This window comes from Pseudonocardia sp. TRM90224, assembly GCF_021245725.1.
Classification (GTDB): Bacteria; Actinomycetota; Actinomycetes; order Mycobacteriales; family Pseudonocardiaceae; genus Pseudonocardia.
The window spans coordinates 120628-146957 of the sequence record NZ_JAJGSX010000001.1; the positions used below are offsets into that span (position 1 = coordinate 120628).

Annotated in this window: 26 protein-coding genes; 14 read left to right on the forward strand and 12 right to left on the reverse strand. The window is 71.4% G+C overall.

The features are described 5' to 3' along the window. Positions 1-21 precede the first annotated feature (21 nt). The 5 genes from ftsX to LL648_RS00345 form a co-directional block, all read right to left on the reverse strand. Positions 22-924, reverse strand: coding sequence for a permease-like cell division protein FtsX (gene ftsX / locus LL648_RS00325; RefSeq protein ID WP_232660315.1), 903 nt, complete (start codon positions 922-924; stop codon positions 22-24). 2 nt (positions 925-926) lie between these two features. Then, the gene (gene ftsE, locus LL648_RS00330) at positions 927-1616 is read right to left on the reverse strand and encodes a cell division ATP-binding protein FtsE (RefSeq protein ID WP_232660316.1); all 690 of its coding nucleotides are present in this window, start codon (positions 1614-1616) and stop codon (positions 927-929) included. Between the two features lie 231 nt (positions 1617-1847). Continuing rightward, complete coding sequence (gene prfB, locus LL648_RS00335) at positions 1848-2954, reverse strand: peptide chain release factor 2 (RefSeq protein WP_232660317.1); 1107 nt, start codon at positions 2952-2954, stop codon at positions 1848-1850. Between the two features lie 51 nt (positions 2955-3005). Continuing rightward, a complete protein-coding gene (locus LL648_RS00340; protein WP_232660318.1) occupies positions 3006-3545 on the reverse strand; it encodes a PadR family transcriptional regulator in 540 nt (179 codons plus the stop codon). Positions 3546-3614: 69 nt separating this feature from the next. Next, positions 3615-4448 (reverse strand): leishmanolysin-related zinc metalloendopeptidase, encoded by an 834-nt coding sequence (locus LL648_RS00345; protein WP_232660319.1) that lies wholly within the window; start codon positions 4446-4448, stop codon positions 3615-3617. Positions 4449-4605: 157 nt separating this feature from the next. On the opposite strand from LL648_RS00345, the gene LL648_RS00350 reads away from it, so the two are divergent. The 5 genes from LL648_RS00350 to LL648_RS00370 are packed head-to-tail and all read left to right on the forward strand — an operon-like array spanning position 4606 to position 11244. Then, positions 4606-5583: an ABC transporter permease gene (locus LL648_RS00350; RefSeq protein WP_232660320.1), complete on the forward strand. Its 978-nt coding sequence runs from the start codon at positions 4606-4608 to the stop codon at positions 5581-5583. A 4-nt stretch (positions 5584-5587) separates the two neighbouring features. Continuing rightward, positions 5588-6523, forward strand: coding sequence for an ABC transporter permease (locus LL648_RS00355; RefSeq protein ID WP_232660321.1), 936 nt, complete (start codon positions 5588-5590; stop codon positions 6521-6523). Next, a complete protein-coding gene (locus LL648_RS00360) occupies positions 6520-8616 on the forward strand; it encodes an ABC transporter ATP-binding protein (protein ID WP_232660322.1) in 2097 nt (698 codons plus the stop codon). The genes LL648_RS00355 and LL648_RS00360 overlap by 4 nt, the downstream gene beginning before the upstream one ends. Before the next feature lie 16 nt (positions 8617-8632). Continuing rightward, positions 8633-10318 (forward strand): ABC transporter family substrate-binding protein, encoded by a 1686-nt coding sequence (locus LL648_RS00365; protein ID WP_232660323.1) that lies wholly within the window; start codon positions 8633-8635, stop codon positions 10316-10318. Next, the gene (locus tag LL648_RS00370) at positions 10315-11244 is read left to right on the forward strand and encodes a hypothetical protein (RefSeq protein WP_232660324.1); all 930 of its coding nucleotides are present in this window, start codon (positions 10315-10317) and stop codon (positions 11242-11244) included. The genes LL648_RS00365 and LL648_RS00370 overlap by 4 nt, the downstream gene beginning before the upstream one ends. A gap of 203 nt (positions 11245-11447) precedes the next feature. Here LL648_RS00370 and LL648_RS44925 read toward each other — a convergent pair whose 3' ends face one another. The 3 genes from LL648_RS44925 to LL648_RS00385 are packed head-to-tail and all read right to left on the reverse strand — an operon-like array spanning position 11448 to position 14195. Beyond that, positions 11448-11966: a DUF2087 domain-containing protein gene (locus tag LL648_RS44925; protein WP_232660325.1), complete on the reverse strand. Its 519-nt coding sequence runs from the start codon at positions 11964-11966 to the stop codon at positions 11448-11450. Positions 11967-11997: 31 nt separating this feature from the next. After that, the gene (locus LL648_RS00380) at positions 11998-13014 is read right to left on the reverse strand and encodes an acyl-CoA dehydrogenase family protein (RefSeq protein ID WP_232660326.1); all 1017 of its coding nucleotides are present in this window, start codon (positions 13012-13014) and stop codon (positions 11998-12000) included. 11 nt (positions 13015-13025) lie between these two features. Next, a complete protein-coding gene (locus LL648_RS00385) occupies positions 13026-14195 on the reverse strand; it encodes an acyl-CoA dehydrogenase family protein (protein WP_232660327.1) in 1170 nt (389 codons plus the stop codon). Between the two features lie 126 nt (positions 14196-14321). Here LL648_RS00385 and LL648_RS00390 point away from each other — a divergent pair, with 126 nt between their 5' ends. After that, positions 14322-14564 carry a ribbon-helix-helix domain-containing protein gene (locus LL648_RS00390; protein ID WP_232660328.1) on the forward strand — a complete coding sequence of 81 codons (243 nt, stop codon included), beginning with the start codon at positions 14322-14324 and terminating at the stop codon, positions 14562-14564. Between the two features lie 7 nt (positions 14565-14571). Further along, the gene (locus LL648_RS00395; RefSeq protein ID WP_232660329.1) at positions 14572-14964 is read left to right on the forward strand and encodes a hypothetical protein; all 393 of its coding nucleotides are present in this window, start codon (positions 14572-14574) and stop codon (positions 14962-14964) included. 70 nt (positions 14965-15034) lie between these two features. Here LL648_RS00395 and LL648_RS00400 read toward each other — a convergent pair whose 3' ends face one another. Together LL648_RS00400 and LL648_RS00405 are read right to left on the reverse strand one after the other, a co-directional pair. Then, positions 15035-15772, reverse strand: coding sequence for a tyrosine-protein phosphatase (locus LL648_RS00400; RefSeq protein ID WP_232660330.1), 738 nt, complete (start codon positions 15770-15772; stop codon positions 15035-15037). 115 nt (positions 15773-15887) lie between these two features. Beyond that, positions 15888-16520 (reverse strand): hypothetical protein, encoded by a 633-nt coding sequence (locus LL648_RS00405; protein WP_232660331.1) that lies wholly within the window; start codon positions 16518-16520, stop codon positions 15888-15890. Positions 16521-16634: 114 nt separating this feature from the next. Here LL648_RS00405 and LL648_RS00410 point away from each other — a divergent pair, with 114 nt between their 5' ends. Both LL648_RS00410 and LL648_RS00415 read left to right on the forward strand, forming a co-directional pair. Then, the gene (locus LL648_RS00410) at positions 16635-18104 is read left to right on the forward strand and encodes an AMP-binding protein (RefSeq protein ID WP_232660332.1); all 1470 of its coding nucleotides are present in this window, start codon (positions 16635-16637) and stop codon (positions 18102-18104) included. A gap of 34 nt (positions 18105-18138) precedes the next feature. Further along, positions 18139-19263, forward strand: a complete 1125-nt coding sequence (locus LL648_RS00415) for a polysaccharide pyruvyl transferase family protein (protein WP_232660333.1) — start codon at positions 18139-18141, stop codon at positions 19261-19263. Positions 19264-19341: 78 nt separating this feature from the next. On the opposite strand, the gene soxR is transcribed toward LL648_RS00415, so the two are convergent. Continuing rightward, entirely contained in the window at positions 19342-19812 is a 471-nt protein-coding gene (gene soxR, locus LL648_RS00420) for a redox-sensitive transcriptional activator SoxR (RefSeq protein ID WP_232660334.1), read from the reverse strand. A gap of 53 nt (positions 19813-19865) precedes the next feature. Between soxR and LL648_RS00425 the strand changes: the two genes are divergently transcribed. From LL648_RS00425 to LL648_RS45675, 4 genes are all read left to right on the forward strand, one after another. After that, positions 19866-20555 (forward strand): SDR family NAD(P)-dependent oxidoreductase, encoded by a 690-nt coding sequence (locus LL648_RS00425; RefSeq protein WP_232660335.1) that lies wholly within the window; start codon positions 19866-19868, stop codon positions 20553-20555. Positions 20556-20559: 4 nt separating this feature from the next. Then, entirely contained in the window at positions 20560-21654 is a 1095-nt protein-coding gene (locus LL648_RS00430) for an S-adenosylmethionine:tRNA ribosyltransferase-isomerase (RefSeq protein ID WP_232660336.1), read from the forward strand. 522 nt (positions 21655-22176) lie between these two features. Beyond that, the gene (locus LL648_RS00435; RefSeq protein ID WP_232660337.1) at positions 22177-22899 is read left to right on the forward strand and encodes a transglycosylase SLT domain-containing protein; all 723 of its coding nucleotides are present in this window, start codon (positions 22177-22179) and stop codon (positions 22897-22899) included. Positions 22900-22960: 61 nt separating this feature from the next. Then, complete coding sequence (locus tag LL648_RS45675) at positions 22961-24886, forward strand: acyltransferase family protein (protein WP_374111969.1); 1926 nt, start codon at positions 22961-22963, stop codon at positions 24884-24886. Between the two features lie 29 nt (positions 24887-24915). Here LL648_RS45675 and LL648_RS00445 read toward each other — a convergent pair whose 3' ends face one another. After that, positions 24916-25146, reverse strand: coding sequence for an RNA-binding S4 domain-containing protein (locus LL648_RS00445; RefSeq protein WP_232660339.1), 231 nt, complete (start codon positions 25144-25146; stop codon positions 24916-24918). Between the two features lie 45 nt (positions 25147-25191). On the opposite strand from LL648_RS00445, the gene LL648_RS00450 reads away from it, so the two are divergent. Next, positions 25192-26328, forward strand: a complete 1137-nt coding sequence (locus LL648_RS00450; protein ID WP_232660340.1) for an epoxide hydrolase family protein — start codon at positions 25192-25194, stop codon at positions 26326-26328. Positions 26329-26330: the final 2 nt, after the last annotated feature.

Sequence of the window (26330 nt, forward strand, 5' to 3'; positions counted from 1 at the left end):
GATCCGCCGACCGGGTTCGGGTCAGAGGCGCACGTAGAGCCGCAGCGTGATGTACCCGGTGATCGCGGCGATGCCGGCGCCGATCATCACGAGGATCGGCGAGACCCAGATGATGTCGGCGATCTCGATCGGCGGCACCACGCCGTTGGAGACGATCCCGCTCAGCAGCGAGTCGATGAACAGGAACTTGCCGGTGATCAGCCCGCCGACCGCGATCAGCGCGCCGATCACGCCGGTGACGACGGCCTCGATGAGGAACGGCAGCTGCGTGTACCAGCGCGTCGCGCCGACGAGCCGCATCACACCGACCTCGGTCCGCCGGGTGAACGCGGAGACCTGGACGGTGTTGGAGATCAGCAGCAACGCCGCGATCGCCTGCACGAGCGCCAGCGCGAACGTCACGTTGCGGACGCCGCCGAGGAAGTCGAACAGTTTCGAGACGACATCGCGCTGGTCGATCACGTTGTGCACGCCGACCTGGTCGGTCATCGCCTGCCGCACGGCCTGCGCACCCGCTGCCTGGTCGGAGAGGCGCACGCGCAGCGTCGCCGGCAGCGACTGCGGCCGCACGAGGTCGGCCAGCGTCTGCCCTGCGAAGAGCTTCTGGTAGCGCTCGTACGCCGACTGCTGGTTCTCGAACCGGACCGACTCGACCCCCTGGGTGCCCTCCAGCCGCGACTTGACCGCGGCACAGATCGCCTGGGTGCAGTCGGTGTCGGATGCGGAGACGTCGGCGGTGAGCGCGACCTGCACCTCGACGCGGTCGCTGTAGAGCTCTTCGGTGCGGTCGATGGTGCGCACGGCGAGCAAGCCGGTACCGACGAGGCCGAGCGAGATCGCGGTGGTGAGCACCATCGCGATCGTCATCGTGACGTTGCGGCGAAGGCCGGTGAAGACCTCCCTGGCGACAAAATCAGCGCGCACCGCTACCGCCCCACGCCGTAAACGGCGCGCGACTCGTCGCGGACGACCTGCCCCATGTGCAGCTCGACGACCCTGCGGCGCATCGAGTCGACGATCGAGTGGTCGTGCGTCGCCATCAGGACGGTCGTGCCGGTGCGGTTGATGCGCTCCAGCAGCAGCATGATGTCCTGGCTGGTGTCGGGGTCGAGGTTCCCCGTCGGCTCGTCGGCGATCAGCACCAGCGGCCGGTTCACGAATGCCCGCGCCATCGCGACTCGCTGCTGCTCGCCGCCGGAGAGCTCGTGCGGCATCCGGTCGGCCTTGCCCTCCAGCCCGACCAGCTCCAGCACCTCCGGCACCACCTTGCGCACGGTGCTGCTCGGCTTGCCGATCACTTCGAGCGCGAAGGCGACGTTGCCGCCGACGGTCTTGTTCGGCAGCAGCCGGAAGTCCTGGAAGACGCACCCGATGCGCTGGCGCAGCCGCGGGACGCGGCGGCGGGGGAGCTTCGCCACGTTGAGATCGGAGACGAAGATGTTGCCCTTCGTGGGGACGTCCTCACGCAGGAGCAGGCGAAGGAACGTCGACTTCCCGGAACCCGAGGGCCCGATGAGGAAGACGAACTCCCCCCGTTCGACGTTCACCGACACGCGATCCAGCGCGGGGCGCGTGGACGTCTTGTAGAGCTTGGTGACGCGTTCGAGGCGGATCACGACGGAGGACGGTACCCGCCGCGGCTCCCAGGTCCTTCATCAGACCCGCCCCCTCGGCGACCAGCTCGTACCGCTCGGCACATCGAACCCGATCGCCCTGCATCGTGTGCGTCTCGCACGCGAGGGCAGGAAAGCCACTTTCCGGCCCTCACAGGGCAGGAAAGTGGCTTTCCTGCCCTCCCCAGCACCCACCTCGCCGGCACACCCGTGGTGCCGGGTGGGGAGCACCAGCTACGCGTCGGCGGTCTGGCTGCGCCGCCAGCGGATGCCGGCCTCGATGAACCCGTCGATGTCACCGTCGAGCACGGCGGTGGGATTGCCGACCTCGTACTCGGTGCGCAGGTCCTTCACCATCTGGTACGGGTGCAGGACGTAGGAGCGCATCTGGTTGCCCCACGACGAGCCGGTGTCCTTGAGCGAGTCCATCAGGGCCCGCTCCTCCTGCCGCCGCCGTTCGAGCAGCTTGGCCTGCAGCACCATCATCGCCGAGGCCTTGTTCTGGATCTGCGAGCGCTCGTTCTGGCAGGAGACGACGATGCCGGTCGGCAGGTGCGTGAGCCGCACCGCGGAGTCGGTCGTGTTGACGCCCTGCCCGCCGGGCCCTGAGGAGCGGTATACGTCGACCCGCAGGTCCTTCTCGTCGATCTCGATGTGGTCGGTGGTCTCGACGACGGGCGCGACCTCGACGCCGGCGAACGACGTCTGGCGGCGGGCCTGGTTGTCGAACGGCGAGATCCGGACGAGCCGGTGGGTGCCCTGCTCCACCGAGAGCGTCCCGTACGCGAACGGGGCGTGCACCTGGAACGTGGCCGACTTGATGCCGGCCTCCTCCGCGTAGGACGTGTCGTAGACGTCCACCGAGTAGCCGTGGCGCTCGGCCCAGCGCAGGTACATCCGCATCAGCATCTCGGCGAAGTCGGCCGCGTCGACGCCGCCGGCCTCCGAGCGGATCGTCACGAGCGCCTCGCGCTCGTCGTACTCGCCGGAGAGCAGCGTGCGCACTTCGAGCGAGGAGATCTCCTCGCGCAGCTTGCCGCGCTCGCTGTCGGCATCGGCGATCGCCGACTCGTCGGACTCGTCCTCGGCCAGTTCGTAGAGCACCGGCAGGTCTTCGAGCCTGCGGCGCAGGTCTTCGAGCCGCCGGAGCGTGCCTTGGGCGTGCGCCAGCCGGCTGGTGACCTTCTGCGCCGCGTCGGTGTCGTTCCACAGGTCGGGTTGGCCGGCCTGGTCGGACAGGTCGTCGATCTCGGCGCGCAGCGCAGGCAGGTCGGTGACCGCCTCGATGCTCCCCAGCGTGTCGGAGAGGTCCTTCAGGTCGGCCGCGGCGTCGGGGTTCACAACGGTCCAGGCTACGCGTCTACCGCCGGTCGACTCCCCGGCACCGGGCAATCACTCCTCCGGCGCGGCGGGCTCCGTGTCGATCGGGATGGCGTCGAGCAGCTTCAGCATCGCCCTGGTGTGCGCGACGGTGAAGTCGGCAACGGCCTTCCGGTACGGGTCCGTCTCGCCACGCGCGGTAGTTCTCGATGCCTCCAAACGGGCGACGTAGGCGTTGCGGCTGACCCCCACCAGTTCGGCACGCTGCTTCTCGGTCAACGACCCTGCGTGCAGCAGCCGCAGCACCAGCGGGCTGCGCACGGCGTCAGCGCCGCCGCCGCCCGCGAGCCACGCCTTGAACGACCGCTTGCCGGCCGCGGTGATCGCGTACTGCTGGGAGGCGCGCGGGCCCTGCTTACCGAGCCTGAGCAGGCCTGCGTCAGCCAGCACGGGCAGCTCGCGGTAGACCTGGCTCCGGGTGACGGAGAAGAACGATCCGAACCGCTCGCTCGCCACCGCGACGAGCTGGCCACCGGTCATGGGGCCCTCGTGCAGGAGACCGAGCAACGCGGCAGCTGTGGAGTTGACGGCGGTCGCACGTGCTGACGGCATGCTCATACCGTGCCACCCGATCGGGTCAATTGCATCCATAGTAGGCCTAGAGACGGTCCGATGTGGGCTTCATCCCGGCAGGACAGCCGGTATGACAGGTAGTACACGACCCCGTCCACCATGCCCTCCTTGCACCACGCTACCTGCGGAAACACGCTCCGGAATGGTGTACGGCTCGGCCGCCTCGATATCGATCTGATAACCGAGGTCGCCGAGGCTCGCGGCTGTGAGCTTGCTGAGGGGGTTGCCGGGCCGCGAGATGAATCCGCTCATCAGCTCGTGGCCGAAGACCGACTCCCGCCAGTGCCCCTCACGGGTGCCCGGACCACCCTCGTTCTCGACGGGGACAGCGCCGCTGCGGCCGAGCGCGGCGTACTGGGCGACGGCCCCGCTGCCGGTGAACGTCGGGTTGTTCGTGCCCGAACCTGCCAGCAGCCGCTTGCGCGACCACAGCGTCCCGATCCCGAGCACGTGGCCCATCTCGTGCGCGATGACGTCGTCGAGCGTGCCGTCCGACTCCATGTTCGCGAGATCGGCGGTGTCGAACGACATCACGCCCTTCACGGGCAACAGCGCGGCGGCGCCCGCCGACGCCGGCCGCAGGTCGGTCGGCCCGGCCTGACCGAGCACCCGGCCGGGCCCGTCGATCGCGGAGCCCTCGGCGAGGATCAGGACGTCGTCGATCTCCTCGCCGTCGACGACCGCCGTCGGCAGGTCGCCGACGATGACCGTCGTCCAGCGGTCGGCGGCAGCTGCGAACGCGGCCCGCTGACGGTCGGTCAGCCCACCGAGGAACCGCACCTCGATGGAGAACGGCGAGTCGGTCGCGGCAACCACCGCGGCTCGTTCGACGTCGGCGGTAGCGCGGTAACGCTCCACATCGGCCGCCTTGTGTTCGGTCATTCGCCGATCTGAACACGAACACGCATCGAAATGCTACGACCACGCCCCGCAGCGACGATAACTCACACGGATCTCACGGGATCGTCTACAAGGTACCGCCCATCAGGCAGAAGGTACGGTCGTTGGGTCAGGGCCGTCATCGGTCAGCGGGAGGGGCATGGCTCGGTTCCTCGTCCGCCGGCTCCTCAACTACGTCGCGCTGTGCTTGATCGCCACCTTCCTCGCGTTCGGCTTGGCCTCGCTCACGTTCAACCCGCTCGCCGCCTACGCCGAGCGGACCCCGCCGCCACCGCCCGCCGCGATCGCAGCGAAGCGCGCTGAACTGCGGCTGGACGACCCGATCCCGGCCCGGTTCGTCGGCTGGATCGGCGATGTGGCGCTGGGCGACTTCGGCACCACCACGACGGGGACACCGATCGGCGAGCAGCTGTTCAGCCGCATCGGGGTGAGCCTCCGGCTCTTCGCGCTCGGGACGGTCATCGGGGTCGTTGTGGGCGTTCTCGTCGGCGTGACGGGGGCCGTGCGGCAATACCGGTTCACCGACTACGCCTCGACGGTGTTCTCGTTCGTGATCCTGTCGATCCCGGTCTTCGTGTTGGCGCAGCTGCTCAAGTTCGGCGGCCTGCAGCTGAACGCCGCCGCCGGCACGACGATCCTCTACTTCCAAGGTGAGGTCACCCCGAGCTTCCGCGGCAGCGCGGGCGCCGAGCTGCTCGACCGGCTGCAGCACCTCGTGCTGCCGACGCTCGCCATCGCGCTGCAGCAGATCGCCTACTACAGCCGCTACCAGCGCAGCGCCATGCTCGACGTGCTCGGCTCCGACTTCCTGCGCACCGCGCAGGCCAAGGGCCTGACCCGGCCCAGAGCGCTGTTCAAGCACGGGCTGCGCACCGCGTTGATCCCGATGGCGACGCTCTTCGCGTTCGGCTTCGGCCTGCTGCTGACCGGCGGTGTGTTCACCGAGCGGATCTTCGGCTGGTTCGGCATGGGCGACTGGCTCGTCTACGGCATCCAGCGGCAGGACACCACGATCGTCGCGACCGTGACGCTCTTCGTCGCGGTGCTGGTGCTGCTGTCCGGATGGCTCTCGGACGTGCTGTACGCCGCGCTCGACCCGCGGATCAGGATCAGGTGACGCGGTGACCGCATCGACCGACCTCGGGACCGGCGCTGGTGAGCAGGTCATCGACCAGCCGCGGCGCGGCGCGCTCGTGCTGCGCCGGCTGCTGGGCAACCGGCTCGCCGTCGTCGGGCTCGGGGTGATCGTGGCGCTGTTCGTTCTCGCGTACACCGCGCCGCTGGTCTACCACTGGGACTACGAGGAGCTGGACTACACGGCGTTCCTCGCCGCGCCGTCGGCCGACCACTGGTTCGGCACGACGCAGGTGGGCGGCGACGTGTTCGCGCAGACGATGCGCGGGCTGCAGAAGTCGCTGGTCATCGGGCTGCTGGTGGGGGTGATCTCGACCGCGGTGGCCGCCGTGGTCGGCGCCGCGGCCGGCTACTTCGGCGGCTGGGTCGACCGATCGCTGATGTGGCTGGTCGACCTGTTGCTGGTGCTGCCCTCGTTCCTGGTCATCGCGATCGTCTCTCCGACGTTCCGCGGGCAGACGTGGCTGGTGTTCGTGCTCCTGCTGGCCTTGTTCGCGTGGATGATCACCGCGCGGATCGTCCGCGGCATGACGCTGACGCTGCGCGAACGCGAGTTCGTGAAGGCCGCGCGGTTCATGGGCGTGCCGCCCTGGAAGATCATTTTCCGGCACATCGTGCCCAACATGTCGTCGCTGCTGATCATCGACGCGACCATCACGGTGGGCACCGCCATCCTCGCCGAGACCGGGCTGTCGTTCTTCGGGTTCGGCGTGCAGCCGCCCGACGTCTCGCTCGGCTCGCTCATCGCCGCGGGCGTGGACTCGGCGCAGACGTTCCCGTGGCTCTTCGGCTTCTCAGCGGGCTTCCTGATCCTCGCGGTGCTCTCGGTGAACCTCGTCGGCGACGGCCTGCGCGACGCGCTCGACGCCGGTTCCGTCCGCAGCCGCAGGGCCGATCGGCGAGCCAGGGGGTCGGCGACGTGACCGCCGCGGAGCAGTTCCTCGACCCCGTGTTGGCCGAGGGACCCGTCCTGACGGTCAGCAACCTCTCGGTGTCGTTCCCGAGCGAGGCGGGCCGCGTCGACGCCGTCCGCGGGCTCTCCTACGAGATCGCGACGGGCGAGGTGCTCGGCATCGTCGGGGAGTCGGGCTCGGGCAAGTCCGTCTCGTCGATGGCGGTCATGGGGCTGCTCCCGGGCAGCGCGCGGATCTCCGGCTCGGTCCGGTTCCGCGACACCGAGCTGATCGGCAAGCCCGACGTCGAGCTGTCCCGGATCAGGGGCAGGCGGATCGCGATGGTGTTCCAGGACCCGCTATCCGCGCTCACCCCGGTGTTCACGGTCGGCGACCAGGTCGCGGAGGCACTGCAGGTGCACCGCCGCGAGCTCTCGGCGAGCGCCGCGCGCAACCGGGCCGTAGAGCTGCTCGACCTGGTCGGAATCCCCAACGCCGGCTCGCGCGCGAAGGCGTTCCCGCACGAGTTCTCCGGCGGGATGCGGCAACGTGCGGTGATCGCGATGGCGATCGCGAACGACCCCGATCTGATCATCGCCGACGAGCCGACCACGGCGCTCGACGTCACCGTGCAGGCGCAGGTGCTCGACGTGCTGAAGACCGCGCGTGAGGTCACCGGCGCCGGCATCCTGCTGATCACCCACGACCTCGGCGTCGTTGCGGGCGTCGCCGACCGCGTGCTGGTCATGTACGCGGGGCGCGCGGTGGAGTCGGCGCCGGTCGACGAGCTCTTCGCGCGGCCGCGCATGCCGTACACGCTGGGGCTGCTCGGGTCGCTCCCCCGCCTCGACGACGAGGAGCGCCGGCCGCTCGTGCCGATCGAGGGCCAGCCGCCGGCGCTCACGAACCTGCCGGCGGGCTGCCCGTTCACCCCGCGCTGCCCGCTCGCCGTCGACCTGTGCCGGGAGGTCGAACCCGAGCTGGAGATCGTCGCGATGGCGCACCGGGCAGCCTGCCACCGCAGCAGCGAGCTGGTGCGCAGCGACGCGACCGACGTCTACGGGGTCTCGACGCTCGCCGAAGCAGGAACGGGCGAGGTGCCGCGCGGGGAGCGGCCGGTGGTGCTCGCCGTCCGGGACATGATCAAGCACTACCCGATCACCCGCGGCACCGTCCTGCGCAGGCGGATCGGCACCGTGCACGCCGTCGACGGCGTGAGCTTCGAGGTCCGGCAGGGCGAGACGCTCGGGCTCGTCGGCGAGTCGGGCTGCGGCAAGACCACGACCCTCATGGAGATCCTCTCGCTGACGCAGCCGGAGCGCGGCAGCGTCGAGGTGCTCGGGCGGGACGTCACCGGCCTGGACCGCAAGGCGCGCACACGGCTGCGCCGGGACGTCCAGGTGGTGTTCCAGGACCCGGTCGCTTCGCTCGACCCGCGCATGCCCGTCGCGGACATCATCGCCGAGCCGCTGGTCACGCATGGTGTGCTGCGTTCCGAGATCCGCACGCGGGTGCCCGAGCTGCTGCGGCTGGTCGGGCTGCGACCGGAGCACGCGAGCCGGTACCCGGCGGAGTTCTCCGGCGGGCAGCGGCAGCGGATCGGGATCGCCCGCGCGCTCGCGCTGGAGCCGAAGCTGCTGGTGCTCGACGAACCGGTCTCCGCGCTCGACGTCTCCATCCAGGCCGGTGTGGTGAACCTGCTCGAGGAGCTGCGGGTGCGGCTCGGCCTCGCGTACCTCTTCGTGGCGCACGACCTCTCGGTCGTGCGGCACATCGCCGACCGCGTCGCCGTCATGTACCTGGGGCGGATCGTCGAGATCGGGGAGGTGCGGACGGTCTTCCGCGCGCCGCAGCACCCGTACACCCAGGCGTTGCTCTCCGCGATCCCGGTGCCCGACCCGGCCGTCGAGCGGGCGCGGGAGCGGATACTGCTGACCGGCGACCTGCCCAGTCCTGCTGACCCGCCCGCCGGCTGCCGCTTCCGCAGCCGGTGCTTCCGCTACACCGCTCTCGACGCCGCCGACCAGCGGCGATGCGAGCAGGATGATCCGGCGCTGGAACGCACAGATGCGCCGGACCAGCAGGTGGCCTGCCACTTCGCCGCCCCGTACGCCGTGCTGTGAACGAAGGGAACCCGAGATGCGAACCCGACCGAAGATAGTCGCGGTGCTGGCGCTCGCCGCGCTGGTGCTCACCGCATGCGGAGGGGGCGGCGGTGGCGCGGGCGCGCCCGGCGCGGCCGGCGTCGACGAGCTGCAGCGCGGTGTCAACGACGTCAACCCGGTGCCGCGCGACCAGGTGCGCGACGGCGGTGACATGCGCTGGCCGCTCGACGCCATCCCCGACAACTTCAACATCAACCACGTCGACGGGAACCTCGTCGAGACCCGCGACATCGTCGACAGCCTCCTGCCCGGCGCGTTCAAGCGCCAGGCCGACGCGAGCGTCGTCGTCGACACCGACTACTTCACCTCGATCGAGCTGACCTCGAAGAGCCCGCAGGTCGTCACCTACACGATCAACCCGAAGGCCAGCTGGGACGACGGCACGCCGATCACCTGGAGCGATCTGCAGGCGCAGTGGCAGGCGCTCAACGGGAAGAACGCGGCGTACCGGCCGGCCAGCACCTCGGGCTACGAGAACATCGGCTCGGTCGAGCGCGGCGCCGACGACAAGCAGGCCGTGGTCACGTTCGCGTCGCCCTACGGTGAGTGGAAGGCGCTGTACGAGTTCATCTACCCGGCGGCGACCAACCGCGACCCCGAGGCCTTCAACAAGGCCTGGGTCAACACGATCGGTGTGACGGCGGGCCCGTTCCGAACGGAGAACGTCGACACCACCGCGCAGACCGTCACCGCGGTGCGCAACGACAAGTGGTGGGGCGACAAGTCGAAGCTCGACCGGATCGTCTACCGCGTGGTGGAGCGCAGTGCGCTCGCCGACGCGCTCGCCAACAACGAGCTCGACTTCTACCAGATCGGCTCGGACGTCAACCTGTTCACACGCGCGCAGAGCACGCAGGGCGCGACCGTCCGGCAGGCCGTCGAGCCGTTCTACAACCACATCACGTTCAACGGCGGCGAGGGCCGCATCCTCGCCGACCCGGCGCTGCGGCGGGCGGTCACGAAGGGCATCGACCGGCAGTCGATCGCCAAGGCGTTGATCGGGCAGATCGTGCCCGACACGACCCCGCTGGGGAACCACCTCTACCTGCAGGGATCCGCCGACTACGTCGACAACGCGGGCCCGGTGGCCTTCGACGCCGCCGCTGCCGGCGCCGACCTGGACAAGCTGGGCTGGGTGGCGCCCGCGCCGGGCCAGCCGCGGGCGAAGAACGGGCAGCCGCTCAAGATCCAGTACGTGACGACGGCCGGCAACCCGATCAGCGAGCGGCTGCACGCGTTGATCTCGCAGCAGCTCACGTCGATCGGCGTGCAGGTCGAGACCGTGCCGGCATCGGCGTCGGACCTGTTCGACCAGTACGCGACACCCGGCAACTTCGACCTGATCACGTTCGCCTACTTCTCGTCGCCGTTCCCGATCGACGCCACCAAGTCGATCTTCACTACGGGCAGCGAGTCGAACTTCTCCCGCATCAGCTCGCCGGAGGTCGACGCCATGTACAAGCAGGCGGCCGCCGAGCTCGACGACGCCGCGCGCACGAAGCTCGGCCAGGAGATCGACAAGAAGCTCTGGGACAACATCGGCGTCCTGCCGACGTACCAGGTCAGCGGCGCCTATGCGGTGCGGGCGACGCTGGCGAACTTCGGTGCGAAGGGCTACGCCGACGACAACTACAAGGACATGGGCTTCGTGAACCAGTGACCCGCACCGGCGTGAGCGGCACCGCGGCGTTGCGCTACGGGCTGCTCACGTCGGCGCTCGTGCTGGCCGTGTGCGCCGTGCTCGCCGTCGTGGCGGGCACGGCGTTCGCGTCTGCGGCGCGGGAGCTCGACGCCGTGACGGCACGGACGTTCGGGGAGCTGGAGCAGCGTGCCGGCGTGGTCCTGCTGCGCTGGACGCCGGCCGGCGGCGGGGAGCGGCTCGATCCCGTCGAGCTGACCGGCACGCCGCCGCCGTCGGGAACGGTCGCCGAGGTCGCGTACGACCCCGCCGCCCCGCAACGACCGCTGGTGCCGGGCGCTGCCCTGCTCGCCCGCGCCGACGCCGCACTCGGCACGATCTACCTGACCGCGACGGTCGCGCTGCTCGTCGTCTCGACCAGCGCGTGGCAGCTCGTGAGTCGGCGCCGGGCGACGGCACGGCCCGCGCGGACTCTCGCCGTGAGGCGGGTCAGGATCCAGAACGGCATGCTCGGGCGGTCGTGGCTGGAGACCGAGAACGAGCCGCACCGGTGGATCCCCGTGCACTTCGACCCCGTGCTGGTCACGCTGCCCTCGCCGACCTACGTGCGGGTGCACGGCGACCCGCTGGCCGACCGGCTCGTCGCGGTCGAGGTCGAGGGCCGACTGCTGCACCCGTCCGGCCCGGTGCGCGCGAGCGAGCCGCGCGGGCACCGACGGGACAACCCGGCACAACCCGACGCGGCGTCCGTCGAACGCTCCGCACGAATCGCCCCGCTGCGGCCGCGGCTGCAGGCCGACCTCCCGCTCGTGCTCGCAGCGCCCGTCGTCGCGGCGCTCTGGGCGTACGTGGACGGCGGCGGCCTCACGACCTGGGCGGGCGCAACGGCCCTGCTCGCGGCCGCGACCCTCTGGGTCGGCGCGCTACGCGGCTCCGACCCGAGCTGACCCAACTTCCCCACCGTTTTGTGCACTTGCGCGCCGATTTGGCGCGCGTGCACCCAAAACGGTGGGGAACTTCTACGGCACGTCGACGAGCGGGCTCGTAGGGTCCGCACACGAGGGCAGGAAAGCCACCCCGAACTTCCCCACCGTTTTGCCAACCTGCACACCCGAAAGGCCATGCAGGTTGGCAAAACGGTGGGGACTTTCTACGCCGTGTCGACGGGGCCGCCGCTGCGCCAGTACTCGCCGCCCTCGCGGGAGAGCCGCACGTCGTCGACGAGGTAGCGGCGCAGCGCGGCGTGGTCGGTGTTGCTGCCGTCGGTCCATGCGCGCAGCACGTCGTTGACCTCACGCTCGGTGTAGCGCACGCCCGGTTCGAAGCTCTGCGCGATGTGGTCGAGCACCTGCCGGCGCTTCGGCCCTTCCGCAGGCATGACGAGCAGCCGCCCGTCCCGCACGAACCGGGCGACGACGTCGCCGCGGTCGGCCTCGCCCGCCGGTGCCGCTGCCCTGGCCGCGTGCTTGATCAGCTCGTCGCGGACGGCGAGCCCGTCGTCGACGAGCCCGCCCGCCTGCAGCTTCTGCAGCGCTTTACCGACCTCGCGCACGTCGAGGCCGGTCGCGGCCACCACGTCCGACGGGGTGCGGGCGCCGAGCACCAGCGCGGCGACCACCCGCAGCCGGGCGGGTTCCGCGAGCAAACCGACGATCTCGACCGGATCCACGTCGGACGACGCTACCGACCGTGTGAAGCGGTTATCCGATGGTCAGCTCCGCGATCCGCTCCCGCTGGGCCTCCGCGCCGCCGAACTGGCCGGCGAGCCGCTTGGCGCGCTTGTAGAAGAAGTGCGTGACGTGCTCCCACGTGTACCCGATGCCGCCGTGGTACTGGATCATGGCGGCGGTCGCGTCGAGCGCGACGTCGGACGCCTTGGCCTTCGCCACCGCGACGGCGAGGTCGGCGCCGTCGAGCCCGGCGTCGACGGCGTGCGCCGCGTACAGCGCCGCGTGCTCGGCCATCGTGACGTTGACGTGCAGGTCGGCCAGCGCGTGCTTGATCGCCTGGAACGAGCCGACGGGCACGCCGAACTGCTCGCGCTCGCGGTCGTAAGCGACCGTGCGGGTGATCGCCTCGCGGGCGATCCCGACGAGATCGGCCGCGACCAGCACGGTCGCCCGCGCGGTCAGCTGCGCGACGACGTCGGCGCTCGCGCCGGGTAGCGCCGTTCCCGCGTCGGCGTCGAGGTCGGCGAGCCGGACGGTGCCGTCGAACGAACCCCGCGGGGTGCCCGTAGCGCCCTCGACGAGCACCAGCCCGTCGCCGGAGCGGGCCACGACGACGTCCGCGATCCCGCCGTGCTCGACGGCCGGGAGCGTCCCCGGCGCCTCGCCGCGCAGCGTGAACGCGCCGACGGCCGCACCGGCGGCCAGCCGCGGCAGCCACGCCCCCTGCTGCTCGTCGGAGCCGGCCAGCCGGATCGCCTCCGCCGCGAGGACCGTGCCCCGCCACGGCAGCGGCGCGACGCCGGCCCCGAGCGCCCTGGCGATCACCTGCGCCTCGACGAGCCCCAACCCCAGCCCGTCGTGCTCCTCGGGGACGAGCACGGCGAGCCAGCCCTGCTCGCCCGCCGCCTTCCACAAAGAGGCGGGATTCCCGTCGCCGGCGGTGTCCTCCACGACGCCGCGCACGGCGTCGAGGTCGAAGCGTTCGGCGAGGTACGACCGGACCGCCGCGTCGAACTCGCGCTGGTCCTCTGTGAGTGCGAAGAACACGGTCGACGCTCCTATCGCGGCAGGCCGAGCACGCGCTCGGCGGTGATGTTGCGCTGCACCTGCGACGAGCCGCCCCAGATCGTGACCGACCGCGACCACATCGCCTGCAGGTGCAGCGGGCGCAGGTCGATGCCGTCGAGCTCGTCGAGCGTGGCGTCGTCGCCGAGCACGTCGTCGAAGACCTCCCAGAGGTCCTGGAACGCCTCCGACCAGATCAGCTTCGTCATGGACGCCTCGAAGCCCAGGTCCCGGCCCTGCTCGACCTGCGTGAGCACGTGCATGGCGTGCAGCCGCAGGCACTCCAGGTCGGCCAGCACCTTCGCGAGCTTGCCGCGCAGCACCGGGTCCTTGTCCTTGCCGAGCTTGCGCGCGACCTCGACGATCTCGTCGTACTGGCGGCGGAACTCGGTGTACTGCGCGATCCCGGACGCCCCGCGCTCGAACGAAAGCAGCAGCATCGCCGTGCGCCACCCCTCGCCGATCTCGCCGAGGCAGTCGCTCGCGGCCACCCGCGCGTCGGTGAAGAACACCTCGCCGAACTCGCTCGCGCCGCTCATCTGCTTCAGCGGGCGGGCCTCGACGCCGGGCTGGTGCATGTCGATCAGCAGCATCGAGATGCCGCGGTGCTTGGCGCTGTCGGGCTCGGTGCGGACCATCGTGAAGATCTTGTCGCCGTGCACGGCGTTGGTGGTCCACACCTTCTGGCCGTTGACGACGAAGTCGTCGCCGTCGCGGACGCCCTTGGTGGACAGCGCCGCGAGGTCGGAGCCCGCGCCGGGTTCCGAGAAGCCCTGGCACCAGATCACCTCGTTGCGCAGCAGCGGCCCGATGATCTCCTTCTTCTGCGCGTCGGTGCCGATCGCCATCACAGTCGGGGCGAGGAAGGTGAGCCCGAGCGGGTTGACGGTGCCGGGCGCGCGGGCGAGCACCATCTCCACGTCGTAGATCGCCTTCATGCCAGGGGTGCCGCCCCGGCCGCCGTACTCGGTGGGCCACTGGATGCCGGCGAATCCGGCGAGCGCTTTGTCGCGCTCCCATTCGCGGCGCAGCCGGAACGTCTCGTCGTCGTCGAGCGAGGCCCAGAATCCGGGACGGCTCCACTCCTCGGGAATGTTGGCGCGCAACCAGGATCGGAGCTCGCTGCGGAACTCCTCCTCCGCTGCGGTGTAGGTCAGGTCCATCGCGGCCTCCTCGACGCCGGCACCACTGCTGCCCCCACCTTGGCATACCGACGGGTAACAACGGCAGCTCCGTCACCGGTCCGACTGTGGGTGATCACTGACCGCACCGCCGGTACTCTCCGCAACATGGGCAGCGAGCGGGTGACTGTGAACCTGCCGGCCGATCTCATGGCCGAGGCGCGCAGCGCGGTGCGACGCGGGGCGGCGACGAGCATCTCCTCCTACATCGCCGAGGCGGTGCGGTCACGCCAGCGGCGCGATCGGTCGCTCGCCGCGCTCGCCGACCTCTACGGCGGCCCGCCGCCACCCGCCGAGCTCGCCAAGGCCCGTCGCACGCTGCGCCTCGTCCCACCTGCGGCAGCCGTCTGATGGCCGCATGATCGGGGGACGGGTCCTCGACAGCACAGCGCTGGCAGCGTTCGCGATCGGACGACCGGTGTACATGCGTGCACTCGTCTGGGCCGCGGTCGAGGAGAACATCGTGCTCGCGATCCCGAGCGCCGCGCTGGGCAAGGCGTGGTCGCTGCTCGAACCGGAGCACCACGCCGCGCTGCAGGTGCTGCTCGACCTGCCCATCACCGTGATCGACGAGCTCAGCACCGCCTCCGCGCAGGAGTCGGGGCTGCTGCTGGCCGAATCCGGCCTCGACGACATCGCGGCCGGCCAGGTGGCCCTTTCGGCCCGCCGCCGCGGCTGGCCCGCCGTCACGGGCGAGCCGGGCTTGCTGCGCAAGCTCGATGCATCGGTGACGATCGAAGAGCTGCCGTAGCGTCGACAACGACGTTTTGGCTGTTGTTAGCGCTCACAAACGACCAGAACGTCGTTGTCGACGCAGCTCCCTATGGCGTGAGCCGCTTGCGGAGCCGGTCGAGCTCCTCCTGCGTCAGGCCGTTCGCCAGCAGCCAGCCGGCCGCCCCGCCGTGCTCCTCGTCGAGGTGCTTCAAGACCGCCGCGATCACCCCGGCGCGCGGCTTGTGCGCGTCGAGGTTGGTGGGCATGGGGTCGCCGGAGACGGACGTCCAGCGGCGGAACATCGCTTCGATCTTCTCGCCGGAGAGCACGTAGTCGGCGATGATCGCGTCGCGCTCCACGCCGACGGCGTCGAGCACCAGCGCGACGAGCGTGCCGGTGCGGTCCTTGCCGGCGGCGCAGTGCACCAGCGTCGGCCCCGCGTCCTCGGCGGCGAGCCTGCGCACGGCCGTGACGACGTTCTGCGGCATGTCGGCGAGGTAGCCGCGGTAGATCGAGACCAGCGGGTCGAGATCGTCCCCCGCCTCGGGGAACACCTCGCCGCGCTCGCCGATGAACGTCAGCGGCACCGTCTCGACGCCAGCGTTCGCAACCGGGGTGGGCCCGTCGCGCTCGATCTCGAACGGCCTGCGCAGGTCAAGCACCAGCTTCAGGCCGAACGCCTTGACCAGCTTGTCCACGTCGTCGGCGGTCGCGTGGCGCAGCGAAGCGCTGCGCAGCAGCACACCCGACCGGGTGGCTCCACCGTCACGCAGCGGCAACCCGCCGACGTCACGGACGTTGTCGAGACCTTCGAAGTCCAACCATCTGTCGATGTCCGTCGGCACGTACACCACCCTAACCCGGCGCCCCGGCACGACGAGGCCCCGAATCTCCCCACCGTTTTGGGCACATGCGCGCCGAATCGGCGCGCATCCACCCAAAACGGTGGGGAAGTTCGGGTCAGTAGGTGGCGAGCAGGCGTGCGACGCCGGTGCGGGAGAGCGCGATCGGGTCGGCGATGGTCTGGTCGACGCCGGTCGGGGTGATGAAGGCGAAGTTGACGACGTGCTGTTTCGCGAGAACCGAGACCAGGACCGTGCTGAACCGGTCGGACGACATCGTCCAGAGCGTCGCCCGGTCGCCGCCGACCTTCGACTGCACGTCGGCCGCCGCGGTCAACGTCACCGGCGTCTCGCCGAGCTTGCCCTCCTGGCACGCGAGCCCCGCGCTGGTCGCGTTGAAGGCGGCGTAGGCATCGGCTTCGCTCGGGTAGACGCTGAGCGTCTCCTGGAGCAGCTCGCCCTGCTCGCTCTCCAGCGCCGCGGCGGTGCGCTCGGCGTTGGGGAACTGCGAGACCACGCCGGGGCCGCCGCAGACGGCGGCCGCGTTCGCGTCGGGCTTCGGCTGGGCACCCGCCGACTTCCACGTCGGCCCGACCTCGGTCGGGCGCAGCAGCGAGGCCACGAGCAGCTCGAGATCGACGGCGGGTGGCGCCGTCGTCGTGACCGGTGCCGGGGTCGGGGCGGGGCGCGGCGCCGAGTCAGGCGTGCCCTGCACCGGTTGCGAGCACGCCGGCAGGACGAGAACGATCATGGCAGCCAAGACCGCAGCGCCGCGACGCACGTCACGTCGGTACTCCCGGGACATCGGTTTCACGCGATGATCCTCCCGTGGGGGCTCATCGGGGAGTCCTCGGGGAGGACATCGATGGCTGACGTACCGCTCGGCACCGCGTTCGACCAGCTCGCGGAGATCGCTCCGGACACCGTCGCGTTGATCGGCCCCGACGGCGAGATGACCCGTTCGGAGCTGGCAGCGGCGTCGAGCCGGGCCGCACGCGAGTTCGCGGCGCTCGGCGCGAAGCTCGGCTCGCTGGTGACGATCGGCCTCCCGAACGGCACGGCCTTCTACGCCGCGGTGCTCGGCGCGTGGAAGATCGGCGCGATCCCGCAGCCGGTCTCGGCGAAGCTCCCGCCGGCCGAGCTGGCCGCGCTCGTCGAGCTCGCCGACCCGGCGGTCGTCGTCGGGCTGGAGTCGCCCGGGCGGCCGTGGCTGCCCGCGACGTGGACGCCCGACACCTCGCTCCCTGCTGGTCCGCTCCCGCCGGCCGTCCCGCCGAGCTGGAAGGCCCCGACGTCCGGAGGCAGCACCGGGCGCCCCAAGCTGATCCTCGCCGGGCTGCCCGGGATGCGCGACGACGTCGTCGCGCGGGGCGACACGATCCGCATCGGCGGCGACGGCGAGGTCTTCGGCGTCACAGCGCCGCTCTACCACAACGGGCCGTTCATGTTTTCGCTGATCGCGCTGCTGCGCGGGGCGACGGTGCTGGTGCTCGACCGGTTCGACGGCGCGCACGTGCTGGACGCGGCGGTCCGCCACCGCGTCACCTGGCTCTACGCCGTGCCGACGCTGATGGGCCGGATCCTGCGGCTGCCGTCGGACGTCCGCGAGGCCGCCGACCTCTCCAGCTTGCACACGCTCTTCCACCTCGGCGCGCCCTGCCCGGAGTCGGTGAAACGCGCCTGGATCGACTGGCTCGGCCCCGAGCGCGTCTACGAGCTGTACGCGGGCACCGAGTCGCAGTCGGTCTGCGTGATCAGCGGGACCGAGTGGCTCGAGCACCCCGGTTCGGTAGGCCGCCCCACCTCCGGCGAAATGCGCATCGGCGACGCTGACGGGCGACCGCTGCCCGTCGGCGAGGTCGGTGAGGTGTGGATGCGGCCACCGGAGGGCACCGTGACCTACACCTACATCGGCGCGGAGGCGCGCGAGCGCGACGGGTGGGAGTCGCTCGGCGACCTCGGCCGCATGGACGCCGACGGCTACCTCTACCTCGCCGACCGCCGCGCCGACATGGTGCTCGTCGGCGGGTCGAACGTGTACCCGGCCGAGGTCGAGGCCGCGCTCGAGTCACACCCGCGGGTGCTTTCCTCCTGTGTCATCGGCCTGCCCGACGACGACCTCGGTGCCCGCGTGCACGCGATCGTCCAGCTGGACGGCTCGGGCGCAGAGGTTTCGGACGGCGAGTTGCGTGCGCACGTCGCGAGGTTGCTGGCCAGGCAGAAGGTGCCCTCCTCGTTCGAGCGGGTGGATCACCCGCTGCGCGACGACACCGGCAAGATGCGCCGGTCGGCGCTGCGGGCGGCCCGGCTCGGCGACCCGGCGGGCACTCCGTAGGCTGCGCCACTCCAGCGATCTTCACGAGGTACCGATGAACGATTCCAGCACCGCAGTGATCCGCGAGCAGCTCGCCGAGCTCGGCAGGCGGCACGCCGCAGAGGCGAGCGTCGACGCTGCCAGGCCGCGCGCCACCCGGGTGCTGATCATCGGCAACTTTGGCAACGGCAACACCGGCGACGAGGCCATGCTGGCCCGCACGCTGCAGGAGCTGCCGCCGGATTCCGAGGTGAAGGTCGTCTCGCGCAACCCGCGGATGGTCGAGGCGCTGCACGGGGTGCCGGCCGTCGCGATGGAGGGCATCTCCTTCACCAAGGCGCTGAAGTGGTGCGACGGCATCGCCGTGGTCGGTGGAGGAATGTTCGGCACGGGCGCGTCGCCGCTGGTCAGGGCACTGCCGGCGATCGTCTGGGCGGCGACGGCCCGCGGGCGCGACATCACCTACCTCGCCGTCGGCGTCTACCCGGGCACGACGGAGCGCACGCTCGACCTGCTGCGCCGCTCGGTGCGCAAGCCGGGCCGGATCTCCGTGCGCGACGAGGTCTCCGCCAAGACGCTCGGCACCTCGGTGCGCGCCCCGGTCGTCGGCGACCTGGCCATGGGCCTCGACCCGGCCGCACCCGCGGAGGCCGAGCACGCGCTCGCCGCCGCCGGCCTGGACCCGGCCGTCCCGCTGCTGATCGTTGCGCCGAAGGCGCTGCCCAACCCGATCCTCGTGGAGAGCCTGCAGGACGCGGCCGAGACGTTGGCCCGGCGCTGGATCGAGCGCGGCGGCGCCGTCGCGGGGCTGGCGATCAGCACGCACGCCGACTACGGGCTCGGGCTCTCCCGCCGCGACGAGGTGCTGATCAACGAGCTGGGGCACCGCCTCGGCCGCCACGTTCCCGTGCTCGGGCCGCAGCTGCCGCCCGCGCTCGCCAAGGCCATCGTCGGTGAGGCGGACGCGCTGTTCGGCCTGCGCCTGCATGCGCTCGTGTTCGCGGCGTCCATGGGCGTGCCGTGCCTCGGCGTCGGCTGGGAGGAGCGGACGATCGCCTTCCTCGCCGAGCACGAGCAGTCGGCGATCACCACCCGCCCGCCGGCCGACGAGCTGGTGGCCTGGGTCGACCGCACCCTGCCGGCGCGCTGGTCCAGCCGCCCCCGCCTGCTCTCCTCGTAACGAAGTTCCCCACCGTTTTGCCAACTTGCACACCCGAAAGGGCGTGCAGGTTGGCAAACGGTGGGGAAGTTCGGCGGTTCAGGTGCCTTCGGCCGGGGTGCGGCGCAGCAGCGGCGGCAGGAAGCTCGCGCCCGCGCCGTTGACGGACGCCCGGTCGCCGGGGTTGGAGAGCAGGCAGCGCTTCAGCGAGAGGCAGCCGCAGCCGATGCACGACTCCAGCCCGTCGCGCAGCGCGACCAGCGCCTCGATCTGCTCGTCGAGCCGCCCGCGCCACGAGCGTGAGAGCCTGCTCCAGTCGGCCTTGGTCGGGGTGCGCCCCTCCGGGAGCTGTTCGAGGCCTTCGCGCACCTCGTCGAGCCCGACGCCGATCGTGCGCGCCGCCCTGATGAACGCCAGCCGCCGCAGCACCGAGCGCTCGTAGCGCCGCTGCCCACCGGACGTCCGGGTGGTGTGCAGCAGCCCTTCGCGCTCGTAGAAGCGCAGCGCCGACGGCGGGAAGCCGCTGCGGTGTGCCACTTCGCCGATCGTGAGCAGGTCTTTCGCGTCCATCGCCGGCCGGGCTCCCTTGACTTAAACTTGACTTCAAGTCGGACAGTAGCCCAATGACCGCGACCACCGCCATCGTCACCGGTGCCGGCCAGGGCTTCGGCCTCGCCGTCACCACCGCACTGGCCGCCCGCGGCGCCACGGTGATCGTGTGCGCGCGCGACGGCGCCCGCTTGCGGGCCGCGACCGGCGACCTGCCGGGCGTGATCCCGATACCCGGCGACATCACCGATCCGAGCCTGCGCGCCCGGCTCGTCGCCGCCGCACGCAGCAAGCTCGACCTGCTCATCCACAACGCGGGCGAGCTCGGCCCGTCGCCGCTGCCTCCGCTCTCGGACTACCCGGTCGGCGCGTTGCGCGACGTGCTGGAGACGACCGTGCTCGCCCCGCTCGCGCTGACCAAGCTGGCACTCCCGCTGCTGCGGATGTCCCGCACGGGCACGGTGATCACCCTCAGCTCCGACGCCGCCGTCGAGGCGTACCCGGGCTGGGGCGGCTACGGCGCAGCCAAGGCGGCGACCGACCAGCTCACCGCCGTGCTCGGGGCCGAGGAGGCCGACGTGCGGGCGTACGCGTTCGACCCCGGCGACATGCGGACCGCGATGCACCAGCGCGCGTTCCCCGGCGAGGACATCTCCGACCGGCCGGAGCCGGAGACCGTCGTGCCCGCCTTGCTGCGACTGCTCGACGAGCGCCCGGAGAGCGGCCGCTACCGCGCCGCCGACCTGCTGACGGGCGCCGGGTGAGGACGTGAGCCCCGAGCCGCCGGCCGTCCGCTCCGCGACGGAGCCGCCGGAGTCGCGCGGGCTCGCCCGCGACGGCGTCCGCCTGCTCGTCGCCCGTTGGCGGCACCGGGTGGCGCACCGGCGCTTCACCGACCTTCCCGCGGCGCTGCGCGCGGGCGACCTGCTCGTCGTCAACACGTCCGCGACGGAGCCCGCGGCCGTCGAGGGCCACCGCGCCGGGGGACAGCCGGTCGTCCTGCACATCTCCGGTCCGGCGCCGACCGACGGCGCGCAATACGGCAGCGCCCTGCACGTCGTCGAGCTGCGGACGCCCGACGGCCACCGGTTGCTCGACGCCCGGGCCGGCGAGCGCGTCCACCTCCCGCGCGGCGTGACCGCGGTGCTGCACCGCGCCTACCCCGACGGCTCGGCGACGACCGGCAACAGGCTCTGGCTCGCCAGGATCCCGGTCGAGGGCGGGCCGGCCGGGTGGCTGACGGCGGTCGGCCGCCCGATCACCTACTCCTACCTGCGCGGACGGTGGCCGCTCAACGCGTATCGGACGATCTTCGCCACCCCGGACGGGACGTTCGGCAGCGCCGAGATGCCAAGCGCCGGACGGCCGTTCTCGGCCGATGTGCTGGCCGGCCTGCACGCCCGCGGTGTCCGGATCGCCGAGATCGTGCTGCACACCGGCGTCTCTTCGCTCGAGGCCGGCGAGACACCGCTCGCCGAGCGCTACCGGGTGCCGTGGGCCACGGCCGATGCCGTCAACGCGACCCGCGCAGCAGGCGGCCGGGTCGTCGCGGTCGGCACGACGGTCACCCGCGCGCTGGAGACCGTCGCCGACGAAGACGGCACCGTGCGCCCCGGATCGGGCTGGACGGACCTCGTGCTGGGCCCCGACCGCCCGGCACGGGTGGTGACGGGCCTGGTCACGGGCTGGCACGAGCCGGAGGCGTCGCACCTGTTGCTGCTGCGCGCGGTGGCGGGCGACGCGCTCGTCGAACGGGCGTACGCGGCCGCGGCCGAACGGAGGTACCTCTGGCACGAGTTCGGCGATTCGGCGTTGCTCCTGCCTAGTGCGGTGGCCACGAACGTTGCCGGGTTGATCGCGTGACCCAGGCGGCGCGTCGCAAGGCGCCGCCCGCAGCTCAGACCGGGCGTCTTTGCAAGGGCGGCAACGCCGCGAGGCGTCGTCTGGGCGCGCGAGCGACCCGGATGACGTTTGTGGCCGCCGCACTAGTTACCAGGCGGAGGCCGTTCGTCGCCCACTGTGACCGTCGGGCGTTGAAGTCTAGGTATGCCCTTCCCTGACGCGCGTGAGCCGAACGGCAGTCGAGCTGCGCCGACAGGTCGTTCATGACCTTGTCGTGCTGGGACGGCTCTCGTAAAGTGCTCGCCTAGCGTCACGATCCGATCACATGCGCAACGACCAGGGACTCCCCACCCTGATCACCGGACCCCCGACCGGCTGCGCATGTGGAGGATCGCTCCCCCAGCGCTGAAGGGCAGGTTCGTGGCAGGACACCGCTCCCCCCGTGGTCGTCGTGCGCGTCAGGACTCCGGTCTGATCCCCGCACGCCAGGTGATGGCCAGGGCACAGCAACAGGCGGCCCCCGCACCGTCGCTGCGCACTTCCATGATCGCCACAGCGGCCGCCGTCGGCGCCGTTGCCACGGGCACCTTCACCGCGCTCATCCCCACCGCCGACGACACCGCCGCAGTTGCGGCCGCCGCCGAGACCCCGCTCCAGGCCAAGCTCGCGTCCAACGCGATGGCGCTGAAGATCGATTCCGGGCCCACGGCGGAAGGCGATCTCGTACCGGTCGGCTTCACCTTCGAGAGCGATTCCTCTCCGGACGACGACGAGGACGGCGCCGGCAGCTTCAACTCCGTCGAGGACCACCTCGCCCTGCTCGGCAAGGCGACCGACCTGGCGCAGCAGCTCGCCGAGGAGCACGCGGAGCAGGAGCGTGTGACGGCCGAGAAGGCGAAGCTCGCGAAGGCGATCGCCAAGGGCGGCGTCGACGGCTGGATCGCGGAGGCGCTGCACATCCTGGAGCTCCCGCAGTCGTACGCCCCGGCCGTCAAGAAGATCATCATGAAGGAGTCGGGCGGCAACCCGAGGGCGATCAACAACTGGGACTCGAACGCCCGCGCCGGCACGCCGTCCCAGGGCCTGATGCAGACGATCCCGTCGACGTACAGGCACTACGTGCACCCGGACCTCGCGGACCGCCCGATCACCGACCCGATCGCGAACATCACCGCCGGCATCCGCTACATGATCGACCAGTACGGCCTCAGCACGCTCTCGGCCGGCGGACGCACCAACAGCGCCGGGCAGTACGTCGGATACTGACCTCGCGAAGGGCGCTCTCCCCGCAGCGCCCGCCCGTACATTCCGACCCGAGCTACAGGGTCTGCGCGCTCTCGCCGTCTCGCTCGTCGTCGTCTACCACGTGTGGTTCGGCCGGGTCTCCGGCGGCGTCGACGTCTTCTTCCTGATCACCGGCTTCCTGCTGACGGGCCAGCTCGCCCGCGAAGCCGAGACGGGCACCATCCGGCTCGCGCGCCGCTGGATCCGCACAGGCCTGCGCCTGCTGCCCGCCGCGCTCACGGTGCTCCTGGCAACGACGGTCGCCGCGGCGCTCATCCTGCCGGAAGGCCGCTGGACCCAGTCGGTCCGCGAGATCGTCGCCGCCGCGCTCTTCATGGAGAACTGGCAGCTGGCCGCCGACTCCGTCGACTACGCGGCACGCAACAACGCGCTGAGCGTCGTGCAGCACTTCTGGTCGCTCTCGATCCAGGGCCAGTTCACGCTGGTCTGGCCCTTGCTCGTGGCGCTGATCGCGCTGGTGGCCCGCGGCGGCGCCGCCCGGCTGCACACGAACCTGACGCTGGCGCTGCTCGGCGTCTTCGCCAGCTCGCTCACCCTCTCGATCGCCATGACCGAGACGAACCAGCCGCTCGCCTACTTCAACTCGCTCACCCGGCTGTGGGAGTTCGCGCTCGGCGGGCTGGTCGCGCTGTGGATCGACCGGGTCGTGCTCACCAACCGCGAACGCCTCCTCGCCGGCTGGGTCGGCGTCGTCGGGCTCGTGGCGTGCGGCGCCGTGCTGCAGGTCAGCACCGCCTTCCCCGGCTACGCCGCGCTCTGGCCGACGGTCTGCGCCGCGCTGGTGCTCGTCGCAGGCAACAGTCGGCGGCGTTTCGGCGCCGACCGGCTGCTCTCGTCGCGTCCGGCGCAGTACCTCGGCGGGCTCGGCTTCGCGCTCTACCTGTGGCACTGGCCGGTGCTCGTGCTGTTCCTCGCCGGCACCGGGGTGGAGGACGCGGGCCTCGCCGGCGGGATCCTCGTGATCGCTGTATCGCTCGTGCTGGCCGTGCTCACCCACCACGGCGTCGAGATGCCGGTGCTCGCCCGCTCGTTCGGCGTGGCCAACGGCCTGCGGTTGTGCGCGTGCGGGCTGGTCGCGGTGCTCATCGCGGCGACGATCTGGCAGGTCGCGGCCGCGCACCGGGCCGTCCCCGACGGGCGGTCGGGCGACAACTCCCACCCGGGGGCGCTCGCGCTCGGTGAGGCCGTCCAAGAGGCGCCGCTGCTCCCGCCGCCGGTCTCGGTCTACGACGACTGGGTCGACGTCGAGCACTGGAACTGCGGCCAGATGCCGACGTTCGCCGCCGACGTCTGCACCCAGCCCGTCGCCGACCCGGACCGGCGGATCGTGGTCGTCGGCGACTCCCACATGCAGCAGTTCCTCGCCACGCTGCTGCCGATCGCCGAGCACCGCAACTGGCAGCTGACGTTGATGGTGCGGGGCGCCTGCCCGTTCTCCACGGCGTCCGAGGTCCTCCCCGAGGACGCCGAGTGCGTCGAGTGGAACACCGCGGCGCTCGCGGAGATCGCGGCCATGCGCCCCGACGCCGTGGTCACGCTCGCCTCGCGGGACGCGCGGACCGGGCTGACCGAGCAGACGCCGCCCGGGTTCGTCGAGCAGTGGCGGCGGCTCGACGAGCTCCACATCCCGGTGATGGCCGTGCGCGACAACCCGCGTTTCGAGTCGTCCGTGCCCGACTGCGTCGCCCGGCACGAGCGCCGCGACCCGGCCTGCAACATGGAACGGTCGACCGTCTACGCGTCGACACCGCCGTACCTGCTGCTCCCCGACGTCCCGCGCAACGTCCGGTTCGTCGACATCGCCGGGGCCGTCTGCGACGCGACGGTCTGCCCGGCCGAAGTGGGCAACCTGCTGGTCTACCTCGACGACAACCACCTGACGGCTGCGTATGCCACCACGATGGCCAAGCCCCTGGAGCAGCAGGTGCTCGACGCGCTCGGCTGGTGACCCGGCCGGAGACCCGACTGGAGGACCGGTCAGGCCGGCCGCACCGGTCGCGCGCGCTGACCTGCGACGGCGACCACGTCGCCGTACCCCAGCTGCGCACCCCTCCGCGTCTCGACCCGGCCGTTGACCTGCACGTTCTCCGCCTCCAGCAGCGCCTTGGCATGGCCGCCGTGCTCCGCGAGGCCGGCGAGCTTGAGGAACTGGCCGAGCCGGATGGGCTCCTCGGCGAGCTCGACGTCGATGATCGGGGAACGGGACACGTCGTAGGACGGTAGCCGTCCTAACAGCGGCCTACCGTTCGGGTCATGGACACGATCACGCCGTTCAGCGTCGACGTCCCCGAGTCCGAGATCGACGAGCTGCGGCAGCGCATCGCCGCGACCCGCTGGCCCGACCAGCTCCCGGGCGTCGGATGGGGCTACGGGGTGGCGCTCGACGACGTCCGCGAGCTCGCCGAGTACTGGCGCGACGGGTACGACTGGCGGGTGCACGAGCGCAAGCTCAACGCGTACCCGCAGTTCACCACCACGATCGACGGCCAGAACATCCACTTCGTGCACGCCCGCTCGCCGGAGCCCGACGCCGTGCCGATGATCATCACGCACGGGTGGCCGAGCACCGTGCACGACTTCGTCGACATCATCGGGCCGCTGACCGACCCCCGCGCGCACGGCGGCGACCCCGCCGACGCCTTTGACGTCGTCGCGCCGTCGTTGCCGGGGTTCGCGTACTCCGGGCCGACGACTGCAACCGGCTGGGGCACCACTCGCATCGCCGCGGCGTGGGCGGAGCTCATGTCCCGCCTCGGCCACGAGCGGTACGTCGCGCAGGGCGGCGACTTCGGCAGCATCATCGCGCCCGAGCTGGGCCGGATCGTCCCCGACAGGGTGCTCGGTGTGCACGTCAACGCGCTGGCCACGGCATCGACGGCGCACGACCCCGCCGACGCGGAGAAGCTGACCGACGAGGAGCGGGCCCGTTCCGAAGCGAGCTCGGCGGAGTGGATGGAACGCTCCGGCTACGCGATGATCCAGAGCACCCGACCGCAGACGCTCGCGTACGGGCTGCTCGATTCGCCGGCCGGGCAGCTCGCGTGGAACTACGAGTGGTTCGCCGATTACGACCCGGCGGCGTCGAAAACGACACCGATCGACCGCGACGCGATCCTCACCGACGTCTCGAGCTTCTGGTTCACGCGCACCGCCGGCTCGGCCGCCAGGATCTACCGCGAGTCGAACGCGTGGGGCGCCGCGCCGCAGCCGTCGGGCGTCCCGACGGCGGTGGCCAACTTCGCCGGCGACGGCGCCATCCGCGGGCTCGCCGAGCTGGCCGACAACGTCGTGCGCTGGACCGAGTACGACCACGGCGGCCACTTCGCCTCACTGCAGGCCCCCGACCTGCTCGTCGCCGACATCCGCGAGTTCGTCCGCACCCTCCGCTGACG